This window comes from Bacillus methanolicus, assembly GCF_028888695.1.
Classification (GTDB): Bacteria; Bacillota; Bacilli; order Bacillales; family Cytobacillaceae; genus Bacillus_Z; species Bacillus_Z methanolicus_B.
The window spans coordinates 1,981,934-1,997,397 of sequence record NZ_PNFF01000001.1; the positions used below are offsets into that span (position 1 = coordinate 1,981,934).

Consider the following 15,464-nt stretch of genomic DNA (forward strand, 5'->3'; position numbering starts at 1 on the left):
CTCCTACTATTCTCGCACATATACACTTTTTTGATTATATCAGCACCGTTATGAAGATTCAATCAAAACTCAAGTTGCAGCGGCTCATTTGAAATTAGGTAATAATAAAGTACAATTTTGGAAAAACAGATAATAATTTTCGGAAAAATAACGATAATTTTGAGAAAATGAATGACAATTTTGCAAAAACAGACCGCAATTTTGAAAAAAAACTGTCTAAACAAAAAACGGAACCATGTTGATTCCGTTATTCATTCGCTTTTTCAGTTATGAATTTAATTATACTATTGACAACGCTTGTAAACCATTCAGCAATTTGTTTTCCTATCGATGAAAAGAAATTATAAGCTTTCATTTCTTCAAGCTGTTCTTTTTTCTTTTCCAGATCGTGGCTTGTTATATTATTTCCTAAAATGGAAGCTTCAAGCTCTCCGTTTTCCCTTGTTTTGACCGTGAAAGCATTGTTAAAACTCCGATCATCGTAGCCTTTCATCTTGTGAATTCCTTCATTGGCCTGCTGCATTCCAAAAAGAACGCACAGAAACATGGCACTTGCAATGAGAAAAGTCTTTAGCATAAATAATTTCATAACCGATCACCTTTTACTAATTCTTTTCAGCCGGTTCACTGGCAGGTTTATTTACTCGCTCAGCTTGCCAATAGTATTCACTAAATACATCTGCCAAAGCTTCTGCCGAACGGTTCAATTCCTCGAACGTATTATCTATCCCGCCGAATTCAATTAAAATTGCATTTTCGGATAAATCTTGATTGAATTTCCCGTTCGTCCGTGCTCCTTTTAATTCAATAATTCCGCGGCTTAAGCCTTTGCCGTATTTTTCATCAAGCAATTTGTGAAGCTCATTTGCCAGTTTAAGATTTTTATCATAGTTCGGATTTTCCGCACCTATTACAAATGCAATCTTTGCATATGATTTCCCATTGATATCAATTGTCGTGTACTTTTTTCTCCGAGAATCTCTGTGAATATCAATTAAATAAGTTAGATCGCGGTTCCCCGCCAAGGCAGCCTGGACAACTTGTCTTGACTCCTGATAGGACTGAGCATATGACCAGCCCTTCTTATTTAAATTCCCTTGAATATCCGCTTTTTCTACTTTCGTTCCTATGCCTTTAGATTCTAATTCTGCCTGCAGTTTTTCGCCAACTTTCGTTATATTAATTTTTGAATGGTAAGCCATATCCGCATCCGTTACTCCCTTTAAATACGGGAGAAAGGATTCTCGATTATGAGAGAAATAAATATAGACAACTTTTCTGTTTCCTGTATTAATCGGAGGTGCGGCCCCTTTCCCTTTGCTTGTAGATTCATCTAAACCTTCTGTATTTTGCAATGCAGCTTCCCTTTCGGCTTTTAATACTTCAATTGGCGGAGAAGATTCAATTGGCATATTTGTATAGTTTGTCCCTTCCCCTGCCACAAGAATTTTACTGTCAAATATAGAAAAGCCCGGCAGCTCCCTTCCAAGCAGACTTCTTGGATCATCGAGGCTAATATTTGTTGACAGTTTGAAAAGTGCACTTGAAAGCTTTATAGAACTTGCATTTTCGGGCAGTCCTTGCAAAAAATAATGGTTTTCCCAACCTAGCAACCGATAAAGAAATTCTCCTGTAATATTTGTTGCCGCATTATTTACGGACGATGAAGAAATTCGGTACTCAGGTTTCAGCGATGTCAAAACACCGCTAATGGAAAAAGACATAAACATAAATAATAGAATGGATGCTGCTGCTTTCAGCAAGGTTGTCCCTTTCACTGAGACCACGATCCCTGCCTGTCTGATCTGTTTCATTGTTCCACCTCCCGGCAAGTCTAGTAAAACATATGACTTTGCTAGAAAAGATAGAACATGCATTTTTCTTATCTCGTATAAAAACCTCTGTTTTCTTCATTCACATTCTTATGAAGAGCGGAATTTAATCCGGTAGCCAATAAATTTGCCATATCCTCAATAAATACATCTACTTCTTTAGGCGTAACCATTAAATTGTGGCCGAGCGGCGATAAAACCTCGTGAATAAGCTTGCGTTTTTCTTCGTCGGGAAGCGTTCCGACGATACCGAGAAACGTCTTTCTCTGATGTTCCTCAGGCAAATCCTCTTCCGTCAATTTTCTCTTTTCCCCAAACGTCATACCTGCCGGGGCAAGAGATCGGGACGGTCTGTTTCCTTCTTTTAATTCCCGCCCAAAATGCTTTAATATAAAGTCAATTGTATCACTTGTAATTGATACCGCATCAACAACGGTAGGAACCCCGATGGCAATGACAGGCACACCCAATGTTTCCTTGCTTAATTCTTTCCGTTTATTTCCTACACCTGAACCTGGATGGATTCCTGTATCTGAAATTTGGATCGTTGAATTGACCCTTTCAATTGACCTCGATGCAAGGGCATCAATTGCAATAACAAAATCAGGATTCGTCTTTTCAACTACTCCGTAAATAATGTCGCTCGTTTCAATTCCCGTTAGTCCCATTACTCCTGGTGATACCGCACTTACTGAACGATATCCTTCTTCAACATTTTCCGGCTGAAGTTCAAAGAGGTGCCTTGTAACAAGCAAGTTTTCACATACAAGCGGTCCGAGAGCATCAGGCGTGACATTCCAGTTACCAAGTCCGACAACAAGACAGGATGCACCTTCAGAGATACCGGTTTCTTTTAAAAAATGTGCAAACTCTCGGGAAAAAACATCTGATACTTTTTTTTGCAGTTCGGTATCTTTCTGCCTAATCCCAACAACTTCTATCGTCAAATACCTGCCCGGTTTTTTGCCAATTGTTTTTTCCCCATCTTCCGTAATTTGAACAAGAGAAAGTTTTATGCCGTCTTCCTCTTTCTCCTTAATCATGACACCATCGATATTGGAAATATTTTCTTGTTGATTCAAACTGGCATTTCGTTCAGTTAATGCCATTTCCCGCGCTTCTATTGCCAGGTCTGTACGGACGGAATATTTACTTAAATCAAGCGATTCTTTCATGCAGATCCCCACTTTCGAGTTTTAAACTAATTCCTATCTTTTCCTTTCTTTTTCAAAAACATTCATTCAGCACGATTGTAATAATGCAAATTCATAAGAAGTATTGCATTATTGACAGGCGTTTGATAGAATATCTTTTGTTCTCAACAATTGCTAATGAATGTGAAAGTCGAGTTAATATAGTCTCGATGCTTTTTTAGGAGGTGAACGAAATGCCAAACATTAAATCTGCCATTAAGCGTGTGAAAATAAGTGAAGCTAGAAATGCTCACAACACTGCAATCAAATCTTCTATGCGTACTGCCGTGAAAAAAGTTGAAGCTGCAATCGTTAATAATGATGTAACATCTGCAAAAGAATTTTTAGTAGATGCTGCGAAAAGGCTGGACAAAGCAGCTGCTAAGGGTCTTATCCATAAAAAAGCTGCTGCCCGCAAAAAATCTCGTTTGATGAAAAAATTAAACTCATTAAATGCTTAAGTTGGCATTAAAAAACGACCCATATCGGGTCGTTTTTCTATTTCCATTTGGCATGGTCATGCAAGCGGAATAGAATGAGTTCAATTAATAATTCTTTATCCATGCCGCCCGTTTTCATCTTATAATCGGCTTCTGCCAGCTGTTGAATGATAATGCTTAGCTCATGGTCAGTAAAAAGCTTTGCTTGTCCGGCCGCCAACTTAACACGGAAAGGATGAATTTTAAGAAAACCGGCGATTTGTTGCTGCCCGTAGCCTCGCCTTGCCAGTTCTTTAACCTGGTAAATCAGACGGAATTGTCCAGAAATAATCGATAAAATTTTGATTGGCTCTTCATTTTGTTTTAAAAGATCATAATAAATCTTGAGCGCCTCGTCGATCTTACGATGGACGACTTTATCCACGAGTGTGAAAATATTTTGTTCTAATGACCTTGCTACAAGCTTTTCGACGATCGAAACATCGATTCTTTTCCGATCTTCTACATATAAAGCTAGCTTGTCTATTTCACTTGTAAGCATAAACAAATTTGTCCCGGCAAGTGAAAGGATGACGTCAACGGCATCGTCGTCAATTTCGACTCCGTTAAGGGCGGCTCTCTCCCTTATCCAATATTTTAATTCCTTTTCATTGAGTTTTTTTGCTTCAAGGGTTACTGCTTTTCTTTTTAGCTCTTTGACGATTTTTTTCCGTTCATCCAGCTTTTCATACGGGGCGGAAAAGACGACTACTGAATAAGGAGCTGGTTCCTGCAAATAAGCCTCCAGCTTTGAAAGGTTATGCTCAACCTTTTCTTTTGTTTTTTCTGATGTTAAAAAAACCGGGTTATTAAGAATGATCAGCCTTTTTTCCCCCATAAACGGGAAGGTTTCAGCATCTTCGATGGCTGTTTCAATCGATGTTTCCTCAAGATCATAGGATGAAAAATTAAATTCCTTTTCTTCTTCTTCCAGAACATGGGACAATAAAAGCTGCTTCGTTTCATTAATAAGAAATGATTCTGGGCCATATAATAAATATAATGGTGAAATCTGCCTTTTCTTAATTTTCTTCCATACTTCCAACACCAATGTCCTTCGCTCCGTTCCATTCATTTTCACTAACATTTATCGTAAAGAAGCAAGGACGTTTTGGCAAGAACCAATGCGGAATGCTCCTCGAAAAGCTTCCGCTAATCTTTTTTCCACAAATGCAAAGGGAATTGGCATTCTCTCGCTTTGCCAATTCCCGATCTATATTGAACGCCGCTAAATGAGGCCTAGGATACTCATATGACGGCGGTACACCTTAAGTACTAATTATTTTTGCCTTTTGAATGTAAACTATTTGTGACAACTCTTGTCATTAAAGGAAAAGAAGGCGGAGAACGCTAGATTTTTTTCTGCATATCGCTTATACTAAAAAGGAAATAGGAGGGGTAGACTGTGAACGAATTTGAAAAGAACGTCCAATATACGGGTAATGATGCCGTTGATTCAGCTGTAGGTTTTATTGTTTCTTTCGGATTTTTTACAACGATGTTTATTATCGCAACAGTCATCAAAGTAATCGGTTCTTAATTTCGTACGGCTACATAAAGAAATTCCACATCGGCGCTTCATCCCCGGAGACTGCATTGTTTCATGCAGTCTCTTTTCATTTTACATTTCTTTACGCAATTTGAATTCGAATTTGTGTCTACCATGTGTAAGGAGCAAAATGGTTCGAGTAATAATACATACTATGGAAGAACAACTGAAAAGGTTCCGCGATTACCCTGAAATGAATACGTTACGGCGCCTTGTTGATCTGTTCGAAAAATTTTTATTTGATGCTCCTCTAATCGATTCATGACTTCTTCGTGAGGGTGGCCAAACCTATTTTTTTCGCCTGCAGAAATGACCGCTGCTTTAGGTGTAAAATGCTTCAGCAGTTCTTCGGAAGTTGACGATTTGCTGCCATGATGACCAACTTTTAAAACGTCTATCGCAACATGTTTGTAGTTCTTTACCAGTACTTCTTCTCCTTCTTTTTCAAGGTCGCCTGTAAACAGCCATTTCAACCCGCCTATTTTTGCTAATAAAACAATTGATCCATTATTTCTGTCTAACGATTGATTTTCAACAGGAAGAAGAATTTGAAATAAACTGTTCCCGCTTTTCCATCCTTCTTTTCCTTTTGCAAACTTTACTGGTATGTTTTTTTCTTCTGCCATTTTAATGATTTTCCTTTCCAGTTCGGATTTCTCCGGAGTTAAAGGAAGCAAAATTTCTTTTACTTTCATCTCTTCAAGTAATGAAGGTGCCCCCCCGATATGATCTTGGTCTCCATGGGTAAGAATCAACTTGTCAATCGTTGTGATTCCTTTGCTTTTTAAAAAAGGAACAACGATATCTTTTCCTACTTCAAAAGCTTTTTTTCTTTCCTGCCATTTCTCTTTTTCAAACCGTACAGTTCCTCCTGTGTCAATTAAGAATGTTCCTTGCCCGCGAGGCAGCCTAATGAATATACTATCTCCTTGCCCGACATCAATAAAAGTCACCTCTCCACTCGGCGAAAAATAGTTAATCGTTCCATGAATAATCAATGGAAAAGCAAGAATCCAAACAATCCTCAAGAAAACTCCCCTTTTTTCCCATAAATAGAAAAATAATAATATTGTTAGCACATACAGCAAAAGAACAATCAGACTCGGCCGGCCTAATGTTACAGTTGCATACGGCAGTTTTGACAGTTTGTCTGCAATCCCATTTGAATATGTAACAAGCGCATCGAAAAAATTTAAAAGGGGTGCTGCCAGTTTCAGAGAAATAAAATGGACGATTAATGCCAGCAAAGCAGCAGGGGTGAAAACAAAGGTATATAAAGGAACAAAAAGGAGGTTTGCCAGCAATGATATAATCGAGATTTCATAAAAATGAAAGAGGACGATCGGGAGTGAAGAAAGTTGGGAAATAAATGTGGTTGCCAGAAGCGCCAAAATATGGCTTTTGAAGCGCGGCAAAATAGAAGATGCAGATACAATTAAGCAATAGCTGACTGTAAATGAAAGTTGGAACCCGACATCGTAAATGATGAATGGATTAAGTAATAGGTAGCCCATCAAGGCGAGGCTTACTGCATCAAGCGGAGAGAACCTGTGATTGAATGTTAATTTAAAGCTGATAAGCACCAGCATCGTCATGATGACGGCACGTATGACAGAAGGAGAAGCACCCGTTATAATACTATACACAGGCAAAACAACGAGGAGAGCATTTTGCATCCTTTCCTTTGTTATGCCGACCCGTAATCCGATAAGGAAAATCATGCCTGACAAAAGACTGACCTGGAGGCCTGAAATTGCCAATAGGTGGACTATGCCAATTTTTTCATATGTTTCGAGTATTTCCGGTTCATATAAATTTCTCTCGCCAAAAATTAACGCAGCAGAAACTTGTGCTGCATTGTCCGGAAAGAAATGTTCAATGTACGAAATTCCTTTTTGCCGCAGAATTCGGAGGGGAATGAGAAAGGAAGATTGAGGCTTGCACGTTTGAAAATGTATAGCATCTATTTTTAAAACCCAGTGGATTCCTTCCCGATTTAAATACTTTCGGTAGTCAAATGCATTTTTATTTCGCGGTAAGACCGGTTCCTCAAGCCGGCCGGCTGCCATACATTGTTTGCCAAGGAGAAAACCGGGCAAGGCTTCTTTCTCACCTTTTGACGACACTTTATACCTTACAGCAAACTCTTCACCGGTTTTTTGATCAGCCGCATAAGTCTTCATCAAGTCGCCATCTACATTCAATTCGTTATTGAAATAAAGTTGAAAATTTGTTTCATCACCTGAAAAAGTAGTTTTCATGTACATGGAAGATCCTTTTGCAGAAAGAAAGAACATGAAAAAAACCGCAAAAATTAAAGAAATTTTGGATTTTGAATAAGATTTTCCTTTAATAAGAAATAAGACATAAACAGCAAACAAGAGAATAAATAAACTCTTATTTTCCAATGCACAAAGTACTCCGAGCATTGAAGCAATGACAAAGTAGATAACTTTTCCGTTCATGTTTCTTTTTCCTTCTTATAAAAATCAATCGAAATATCTAAATTGTCCACTTGTATTACGTTTACCTTTGCTTTTTCAAAAAGCTCAATTGCGTACGGATGGTTTTTATAATCCTTTGCATAATACACTGTTTTAATCCCTGCCTGAATAATAGCCTTGCAGCATTGAAGACACGGAAAATGTGTAACATAGATTTCCGCTCCCGAAGTAGGAACACCAAACTTTGCACATTGAAGCAAAGCATTCATTTCCGCATGAATGGTTCTCACACAGTGGTTGTCTATGACATAGCAACCTTCGTCAATACAATGTTCCCCGCCGGCAATCGAACCATTGTAACCTCCCGCGATAATTCTTTTATCTCTCACAATTGTTGCACCGACCGCAAGACGGGTGCATGTGCTTCTTAATGCAAGCAAATGGCTCTGTGCCATGAAATATTGGTTCCAGGAAATACGTTCCATTTAGAAATCCTCCCCCATGAGCAAAAGATATTTTGGACATGTACTCCATCAGTTTAATCTGAATAAGGAAAAAGCGTCAATAAGCGCAAGCACCCCGATTAACACCGACAAACACTGAAGATAGACAGAGCGCAACTAATTGACCGTAATCAAATTTTTTAATTTTTCAAAAGTCTTTTCACCGATTCCGCTTATATTTTTTAGATCTTCGATTGTTTTAAACGGGCCGTTTTTTTCCCGGTATTCAATAATTGCTGCTGATTTAGCGGGTCCGATTCCCGGCAATGTTTCAAGTTCGCTTGAGTCCGCACTATTGATATTAACGAGAGGGCTCTCCCCGCCGGTGGCGATGGTTGAGTTCCCAGAAAAGCCTTCCGCTTCTTCACCTATTTTTGGTATATAGATAACCATTTCATCAGCGATGCGCATTGAAAAGTTCACTTTTGAAGCATCCGCATCACTCGTTAATCCCCCTGCCTTGTCAATTAGATCAATAACTCGCTCTCCCTCTTCAGCCTTATATACCCCTGGAGTTTTAACAGCTCCTTTAATATCTGCCATAATGATTTTTTGAGTTGTACCTGCAACTTCTTCCTTTTGTGGTTCCTCTTGATCTGCCATGGACCATTCCGCTTCGTCTTCCTGCAGAGTTTTACTGTTTTCTAAAGGGGCCATCCAATAAAACACACCGAAAAGAAAAGCAGCTGACCCTAAGATGACATACATCTTATATTCTTTTAACCATTCCTTCACTTGTAATCAATCCTTTCCTAAAGTCATATTTTTAAATTTATTTCATATTGTTATATGAGAGTCCGCTCAAGATGGAGGGATGGAACAATGAAAATCGGGATCATCGGAACTGGAAATATGGGGAGAATTTTGGCAGAAGCAATGCTTGATGGAAAAGCCGTTTCTCCTTCATCACTGATTATCACAAATAGAACATTGTCCAAAGCGATAGAAATTAAAGCAGCTTATGAAGAAATTATTGTAAAAAACAGTGCATTCGAGGTTGCAAAACAATCAGATGCTGTTTTTATATGTGTTAAACCACATGATGTTTACGGGGTGCTTGAGGATATATTGCCGGTACTATCTCCTGACAAATGTGTGATTTCGATCACCAGCCCAATCAGCACGGAACAATTGGAAAGGGTTGTGCCATGCTCTGTTGCAAGGGCAATACCAAGCATTACAAACAGAGCCCTGGCAGGAGTCATTTTAATAACCTTCGGAAAACATTGTGATGAAAAATGGAAAAGACAACTATATCATTTATTTTCAACTTTTTCAGAACCGGTGGAAATTGAGAATGAAATAACAAGGGTCGCATCAGATATCGTAAGCTGCGGGCCGGCATTTTTCAGCTACCTTACCCGCCGATTCATTTCGGCAGCTGTAAAGGAAACCGAAATCCCGGAAGAAACAGCAGTAAAACTCGCCAGCGAAATGCTGGTCGGTTTAGGAGAATTATTAAAGAAAAGACATTATTCTTTGCAAACATTACAAGAGAAGGTGTGTGTAAAAGGCGGTATTACTGGTGAAGGAATTAAGATTTTAGAGAACGAGCTGGGAGAAGTTTTTGAACACTTGTTCCAAGCGACACATGTAAAATTTGAGGAAGATTTGGAAAAAATAAACCGGCAATTTCCTAACCAAATAAATTCGGCATAAAAGACAAAATTCCTTCCTAAATTACATGATTCACCAAAAACTTTAATATTGAAGCTGTTGGAAAAAACGAAAAGCCACCACATATTATTTTGCAGGTGGCTTTTTTATTTAATCATTCTTTCTTGCAATAAAAAAGATTCTTTCTGAATTGTCGCTAGGTTGGCTATCATAAAAATCAGCAAAGATGTCCAGAATCTCAAACCCGGCTTCTTTCAGCCAATTTTCATACTCATGAACAGAAAACGTTCTCTGGACATGAAGTTCTTCAAAGCGGTCATATTGACCGGTATCTTCATCCAATACGAAGAAAACGAGATCGTGTTCAATGCTGTTAGGATAGTTTCCTTTATAGCATTGCCATATGTAAGAGATGTCATCTTCAACGAGGGCGAATGTTTCATTCAAAAATATTTGATTCATTTTATAGATGGAATGAACATCAAAGAGCAATAACCCGCCTTTTTTCAGATGATGTGAAACACTTTTGAAAGTATTCATGACATCTTCTTCTGTTTCCAAGTAGTTTAAAGAATCACAAAAAATACAAACGGCATCAAATTGGCCAAGCCCCTCCAGTTCAGCCATACTTTGCTGGAAAAACCGAATTAACTGCCCGTTTTCATCTGCTTTTGCCCGTGCTACCGTCAGCATATCAGAGGACAAATCGACTCCGGTTACACGAAATCCTGCCTTGGAGAGGCGAACGGAAAGTTCACCTGTTCCACAGGCTAGATCCAGCAGTTCTTTTCCTTCAACTTTGTACTGTTTTAATTTGGCAAGGACGATCTCCACCCATTTGTCATATGGAGCATCCTTCATTAAATTATCATACAAGTAAGCAAATCTTTCGTAACTCATTGACTTAGCTCGCTTTGAATATTCTCGATCGGGGCATCACCCCATAGGCGTTCCAGATTGTAATAGCTTCGTTCATCCCGGTGAAAAATATGGGCGACTACATCACCAAGGTCAACTAGCACCCATTTGGCTTCATCAAAACCTTCCATTCTTCTGACAATATATCCTGCTTCCTCTACTTTTTCCTTCATTTCACGTGCGATCGCCTGAACCTGTTTATCTGAATTTCCGTGGCAAATAATGAAATAATCAGCAACGATAGAAATTCCTTTCATATTTAAAACAACAATATCTTCTGCTTTTTTATCATCAGCCGCTTTCACTGCGGTCAATAATATTTGGCGTTCATTCATTCAATCAATCCTCCTTAATTGTTACAAGGCTATTGTATGTTAAAAAAGTATCAGGATAAATTGGCTGATTTTTTTTCAATAAGAAAATGATTGTATTTTGAATTGATTGGATTAACGCTTTATTCAGATCTTCCTTCGCAAGTATCCTTACTTCTTCTACCCCCGGAAAATTTCTGCCGGGTTCAATATAATCAGCGAGATAAATGATTTTATCAAGCAAGGTCATTTTCGGCCTTCCTGATGTATGGTAACGAATCGCATCAAGTATTTCAACATCAGTTACACCGGCTTCTTTTTCGACTAAAAAGGCGCCAACGGGTGCGTGCCATAGTTCGGTATTATAATCTAAGAGATCTTGTGGCATGCCCTGATTGATAATAATTTCCCGCATTTCATCTATCGGGCGAAATTTAGCATAATCATGAAATGCAGCCGCAAGCTCTGCCTTATTTTTATCTGCCCCATATTGTTCAGCAAGAGCAAGCGCAGTTTCCACTACGCCTAAAGTATGCCGATAACGGTGTTCTGTCAACTGTTCCTTAACTAGCTTTAAAGCAGTATCAAGATTCATATAGCTTATTCTCCTCTATATATTTTCTAACTGATTCAGGCAAATAATATCGGATTGATCTACCTTCTTTTCTCCGTTCCCTGATCATACTTGATGATATTTCTATTTCAGGAACATCCACTTTATGAATACGGAAATGGGTAACATCACTATATGCCGGTCTTTTTACTCCGACAAATTCCACAAGCTGCAGAAGTTCGTTTATTTTATGCCATTTTGGCAAATATTCAATCATATCTGCTCCGATAATAAAATAAAAAGAATAATCAGGATAAATTTCCGTTAACTGCTTCATTGTGTCATACGTATATGACGGGCCGTTTCGTTCTAATTCAATTGGCTCAATTCTAAAATTCGGGTTGCCGTCTATTGCCAATTCAAGCATGTTTATGCGATCGTCATTTCCAATCGATGATTTCTTTTTATGAGGGGGTTCTTGATTTGGCATGAACCAAACTTCATGAAGCTGTAACGATTCCAATACTTCATTTGCAATCAGAAGATGTCCATAATGAGGCGGGTCGAATGTTCCTCCCAGAATGCCGATCTTTTTCAAAGGAGCTCCTCCTCTTTCGCTTTATCCCGCTTTAACGGGCGGTATGATATCGCCATTCAAGTTCATGGGAATAAAAGAACCCCACTGAAGGAAGTTTCACTTTATGGCAATTGAATTTGTTTATTTTCTTTAGATTCCTTGTACAGAATAATCGTATTTCCAATGATTTGTACGATGTCTGCACCTGTTCCCTCTGAAAGCTGATTCGCAACCGTATTCTTATCATCCTCACAATTTTGCAGGACACTTATTTTCATTAATTCCCTTGCTTCAAGAGCATCGGAAACTTGTTTGATCATGTTTTCATTTACTCCGCCTTTTCCTACTTGAAAAATAGGATTCAGATGATGTGCTTCAGATCGTAAATATCTCTTTTGTTTTCCTGTTAACATTATTTTCATTTTCCTCCCAGATGTTTCAATACAATTTGTTTCATTCTTTCTGTATCGGGAAAAATGCCTGTCCATTTTTCAAAAGCAAACGCTCCCTGAAACACGAACATATCCAAGCCGTTTTGAGTGCCTGCTCCTCTTCGCTTAGCATCTCTCAAAATGGCAGTTTCAAGCGGATTATAGATAATATCACTTACAAAAGCGCCAGTACCCAGATTTTCAAGGTTCAATGGAGAGGCATCCATATTCGGTGACATCCCTACCGAGGTTGTTTGGATAATGAGATGATAATTGCTCAACCTTTTTTCGGCTTCTTCCCTCGGATATATGTTCGATTGAACGGAAAATGGACATGCTTCTATAAGCTGTGCTGCTTTTTCGGCTGTTCGATTACAAAAATCAATATGCTTTACACCTGCATGTGCCATCGAATAGTAAATCGCTTTTGCGGCTCCGCCCGCACCAATGATAAGGACTCTCGTACTTTCCAAAACGGCAAAATTTCGTTTAAGCCCTTCTAAAAAACCACGGCCGTCTGTATTAAATCCAATCAGCCTGCCATCTTTATTAACGACCGTATTCACAGCTCCAATGGCTTCTGCCAGAGGATCAATCTCATCCAAAAAAGCCATGATTTCCGTTTTATGAGGAACGGTTACATTAAATCCTGAACAGTTAATCGCCTTTAATCCTTTAACAGCTGCTTCAAGATCTCCCCTTTTAACATGGAAAGGGTGGTAATGGGCATCAATTCCGTAAACCTTAAATAAATCATTGTGCATCAAAGGAGACATCGAATGGGAAATCGGATCCCCTATAACCCCAAATAATTTCTTCACAGCCCTTCTCCTCCCATTCAAACTTTGATTAAATAAGCGACTTTCTTAGCATAACATGTACACCTTTTGGAACGTAGGCAGCTACTTTCGCTCCCGGTTCATTGACGGTTACCCAGCCTAGTCCCGAAAAGACAATATCTGTTTTTCCTTCCTTAATCACAAATTCATGGCGTACAAGTTTTGGAAACGAATCTATTTGTTCTTTACGAGGCGGAGAAAGCATTTCACCTACATGGTTGTTGTACAATTCAGAAGCGTTCTCTAATTTGGTGCGATGAATCAAAAGCTCGTTCGAAAGATAGCATGTAAATGACCGCCTGCCTCCTGTTAAATAATCAAAACGTGCCAAACCGCCGAAGAACAATGTTTGACCTTCGTTTAATTGATAAACTTTTGGTTTAATCTCTTTCTTTGGCGTAATGATTTTTAAGTCACGTTTATCAACATAATGGGCCATTTGGTGATGATTAATAATTCCGGGCGTGTCCATTAAAAATTTATCATCATCTAATGGTATTTTAATAATATCAAGCGTCGTTCCCGGAAAATGGGAAGTTGTAATAATGTCTCCTTCGCCGCTGACTTCTTTAATGATTCGATTAATAAAAGTCGATTTGCCGACGTTTGTACAGCCGACAACATATACATTTTTCCCTTGCCTGTATTCATCTATGGCTGCAGCCGTTTCTTTTATAAAATGTCCTTTCGCTGCACTGACAAGAAAAACTTCTTCAGGTTTTAAACCGAGCTCCCTCGCTTCTTGTTTCATCCAATGAATTAGTTTATTGTGTTTTACAGATTTCGGAAGCAAATCTACTTTATTGCCAACGAGCAAGATTTTATTTCCTCCTGCAAAACGGTGCAATCCGGGGAGCCAGCTTCCATTAAAATCAAATATGTCTACAATTTTTACGATTAATGCATCGCTTTTTCCAATCTCATTTAATATTTTTAGAAAATCATCATCAGTCAGATTGACATCCTGAATTTCATTATAATGCTTTAAGCGGAAGCAGCGCTGGCAGATTACCTGGTCTTTTTCTAATGCTGATTTCGGTGCATATCCCAATTCTTGCGGGTCTTCCGTTTGGATCGTTACCCCGCAGCCGATGCATAAATACTTTTCGTCACTCACAAATTAATCCTCCCATGTTATCATGCCTTTTTTTCTGAACCAGCTGAGAATTCCTCTTTCAACTTTTCTGTTAAACCGTGTTAAAAATCCGTCAGTTGATGCTACCGGAACGACTAAAATCGTGTGGAAACCGCTCCAGTTGCCTCCTAATACATCGGTAAGCAATTGATCTCCAATGACAACGGTTTCTTCCTTCCTCAGCCCCATTTGCGATAACGCTTTTTCGAAGGCCCTGCCCATAGGTTTTCTCGCCTTATAAATAAACGGAATATTCAATGGATCAGCAAACGATTTTACCCGTTTCTCATTATTATTCGAAACAATCGTCACTAAAATATCATTTTTTCTCATCTGATCAAACCATTCAATCAGTTTAGGAGTTGCATTAGGGCGGTCCCATTCAACAAGTGTGTTGTCAAGGTCTGTAATAATTCCCTTCACTCCTTTTTCTTTTAAGCTCTCTGGTGTAATTTCAAAAATACTTTTTACATGCTGATCAGGCAAAAAATGCTTTAACAAAATCACTGCACCTCATTACTATTTATCTCATGCTATCAATCATACCGTTATCATCATAACCAATTTAATCGGCAGTTTCAAAATGAATATAAGCATTTCCCGTTTGTTTGTTAAAAACAATTTTTTATAGGGATATTTTCGGCAACATTCCCTAAAAAATAGGTACATGGAACTAGAAAATAAATATTTTTCGACAAACTTATGTTTATTTCAACACTTGTGGATAACCTTATGCACATTTTACACATTGAATTGTATACTATTTTCCAATTTATAAACAACTTAATCACAGGTTATCCACTACATACTGTGGATAAGAGAACGGTTGTTCTAGATGTATTAATTTGATAGAGTAAGGATACAACATGTAACTTACCAATATATGTGTTTCAAATTCGTTTAGAACCTGCTATTTTAAATTGGAGGTGAATGGCTGACATGCACAGACTGTCGGACGAATTACTAATTGAATCATACTACAAAGCACTTGAGTTAAACCTTAGCCAAGATTTTATTCGCCTCATTGAAAAAGAAATTAAACGGCGTTCATTGTCTCACAAAATTAAAGTGTCATCATAAATA

The 15,464-nt window shown here is 38.4% G+C and carries 18 protein-coding genes and 1 pseudogene; 4 read left to right on the forward strand and 15 right to left on the reverse strand.

All coding sequences use genetic code 11. The features are described from left to right. Positions 1 to 247 precede the first annotated feature (247 nt). The 3 genes from C0966_RS09980 to gpr all read right to left on the reverse strand — a co-directional run bounded on the left by C0966_RS09980 (position 248) and on the right by gpr (position 3,007). Positions 248 to 589, reverse strand: a complete 342-nt coding sequence (locus C0966_RS09980; RefSeq protein WP_274855283.1) for a YqxA family protein — start codon at positions 587 to 589, stop codon at positions 248 to 250. A 16-nt stretch (positions 590 to 605) separates the two neighbouring features. Further along, positions 606 to 1,814: a stage II sporulation protein P gene (gene spoIIP / locus C0966_RS09985; protein WP_274855284.1), complete on the reverse strand. Its 1,209-nt coding sequence runs from the start codon at positions 1,812 to 1,814 to the stop codon at positions 606 to 608. Positions 1,815 to 1,882: 68 nt separating this feature from the next. Then, on the reverse strand, positions 1,883 to 3,007 hold the full coding sequence (gpr, locus tag C0966_RS09990; RefSeq protein WP_274855285.1) for a GPR endopeptidase: 1,125 nt from the start codon (positions 3,005 to 3,007) through the stop codon (positions 1,883 to 1,885). Between the two features lie 212 nt (positions 3,008 to 3,219). On the opposite strand from gpr, the gene rpsT reads away from it, so the two are divergent. After that, on the forward strand, positions 3,220 to 3,486 hold the full coding sequence (gene rpsT / locus C0966_RS09995) for a 30S ribosomal protein S20 (RefSeq protein ID WP_274855286.1): 267 nt from the start codon (positions 3,220 to 3,222) through the stop codon (positions 3,484 to 3,486). 37 nt (positions 3,487 to 3,523) lie between these two features. On the opposite strand, the gene holA is transcribed toward rpsT, so the two are convergent. Then, on the reverse strand, positions 3,524 to 4,555 hold the full coding sequence (holA, locus tag C0966_RS10000; protein WP_274855287.1) for a DNA polymerase III subunit delta: 1,032 nt from the start codon (positions 4,553 to 4,555) through the stop codon (positions 3,524 to 3,526). A 354-nt stretch (positions 4,556 to 4,909) separates the two neighbouring features. Between holA and C0966_RS10005 the strand changes: the two genes are divergently transcribed. Beyond that, a complete protein-coding gene (locus C0966_RS10005; protein ID WP_274855289.1) occupies positions 4,910 to 5,044 on the forward strand; it encodes a YqzM family protein in 135 nt (44 codons plus the stop codon). A 161-nt stretch (positions 5,045 to 5,205) separates the two neighbouring features. On the opposite strand, the gene C0966_RS10010 is transcribed toward C0966_RS10005, so the two are convergent. From C0966_RS10010 to C0966_RS10020, 3 genes and pseudogenes are all read right to left on the reverse strand, one after another. Then, on the reverse strand, positions 5,206 to 7,518 hold the full coding sequence (locus tag C0966_RS10010; protein ID WP_274855290.1) for a DNA internalization-related competence protein ComEC/Rec2: 2,313 nt from the start codon (positions 7,516 to 7,518) through the stop codon (positions 5,206 to 5,208). Between the two features lie 5 nt (positions 7,519 to 7,523). Further along, positions 7,524 to 7,982, reverse strand: a pseudogene (locus C0966_RS10015) (ComE operon protein 2); the annotation flags it as partial. Positions 7,983 to 8,117: 135 nt separating this feature from the next. Then, entirely contained in the window at positions 8,118 to 8,735 is a 618-nt protein-coding gene (locus C0966_RS10020; RefSeq protein ID WP_274855291.1) for a helix-hairpin-helix domain-containing protein, read from the reverse strand. A gap of 87 nt (positions 8,736 to 8,822) precedes the next feature. Here C0966_RS10020 and comER point away from each other — a divergent pair, with 87 nt between their 5' ends. Next, complete coding sequence (comER, locus tag C0966_RS10025) at positions 8,823 to 9,659, forward strand: late competence protein ComER (RefSeq protein ID WP_274855293.1); 837 nt, start codon at positions 8,823 to 8,825, stop codon at positions 9,657 to 9,659. A 108-nt stretch (positions 9,660 to 9,767) separates the two neighbouring features. Here the strand turns inward: comER and C0966_RS10030 are convergent, their stop codons facing one another. The 8 genes from C0966_RS10030 to C0966_RS10065 all read right to left on the reverse strand — a co-directional run bounded on the left by C0966_RS10030 (position 9,768) and on the right by C0966_RS10065 (position 14,882). Continuing rightward, positions 9,768 to 10,517 (reverse strand): class I SAM-dependent DNA methyltransferase, encoded by a 750-nt coding sequence (locus C0966_RS10030; RefSeq protein WP_274855295.1) that lies wholly within the window; start codon positions 10,515 to 10,517, stop codon positions 9,768 to 9,770. Then, on the reverse strand, positions 10,514 to 10,870 hold the full coding sequence (rsfS, locus tag C0966_RS10035) for a ribosome silencing factor (RefSeq protein ID WP_274855296.1): 357 nt from the start codon (positions 10,868 to 10,870) through the stop codon (positions 10,514 to 10,516). Before rsfS ends, C0966_RS10030 begins: the two co-directional genes overlap by 4 nt. Before the next feature lie 4 nt (positions 10,871 to 10,874). Beyond that, on the reverse strand, positions 10,875 to 11,441 hold the full coding sequence (gene yqeK / locus C0966_RS10040) for a bis(5'-nucleosyl)-tetraphosphatase (symmetrical) YqeK (protein WP_274855298.1): 567 nt from the start codon (positions 11,439 to 11,441) through the stop codon (positions 10,875 to 10,877). Continuing rightward, positions 11,431 to 11,997: a nicotinate-nucleotide adenylyltransferase gene (locus tag C0966_RS10045; protein WP_274855299.1), complete on the reverse strand. Its 567-nt coding sequence runs from the start codon at positions 11,995 to 11,997 to the stop codon at positions 11,431 to 11,433. Before C0966_RS10045 ends, yqeK begins: the two co-directional genes overlap by 11 nt. 101 nt (positions 11,998 to 12,098) lie before the next feature. Then, positions 12,099 to 12,389, reverse strand: a complete 291-nt coding sequence (gene yhbY, locus C0966_RS10050) for a ribosome assembly RNA-binding protein YhbY (protein ID WP_274855300.1) — start codon at positions 12,387 to 12,389, stop codon at positions 12,099 to 12,101. A 5-nt stretch (positions 12,390 to 12,394) separates the two neighbouring features. Next, entirely contained in the window at positions 12,395 to 13,228 is an 834-nt protein-coding gene (gene aroE / locus C0966_RS10055; protein ID WP_274855302.1) for a shikimate dehydrogenase, read from the reverse strand. Positions 13,229 to 13,256: 28 nt separating this feature from the next. Beyond that, a complete protein-coding gene (yqeH, locus tag C0966_RS10060; RefSeq protein ID WP_274855303.1) occupies positions 13,257 to 14,363 on the reverse strand; it encodes a ribosome biogenesis GTPase YqeH in 1,107 nt (368 codons plus the stop codon). Positions 14,364 to 14,366: 3 nt separating this feature from the next. Further along, positions 14,367 to 14,882 (reverse strand): YqeG family HAD IIIA-type phosphatase, encoded by a 516-nt coding sequence (locus tag C0966_RS10065; protein WP_274855304.1) that lies wholly within the window; start codon positions 14,880 to 14,882, stop codon positions 14,367 to 14,369. 438 nt (positions 14,883 to 15,320) lie between these two features. Between C0966_RS10065 and C0966_RS10070 the strand changes: the two genes are divergently transcribed. After that, positions 15,321 to 15,461 carry a sporulation histidine kinase inhibitor Sda gene (locus C0966_RS10070; RefSeq protein WP_004435887.1) on the forward strand — a complete coding sequence of 47 codons (141 nt, stop codon included), beginning with the start codon at positions 15,321 to 15,323 and terminating at the stop codon, positions 15,459 to 15,461. Positions 15,462 to 15,464: the final 3 nt, after the last annotated feature.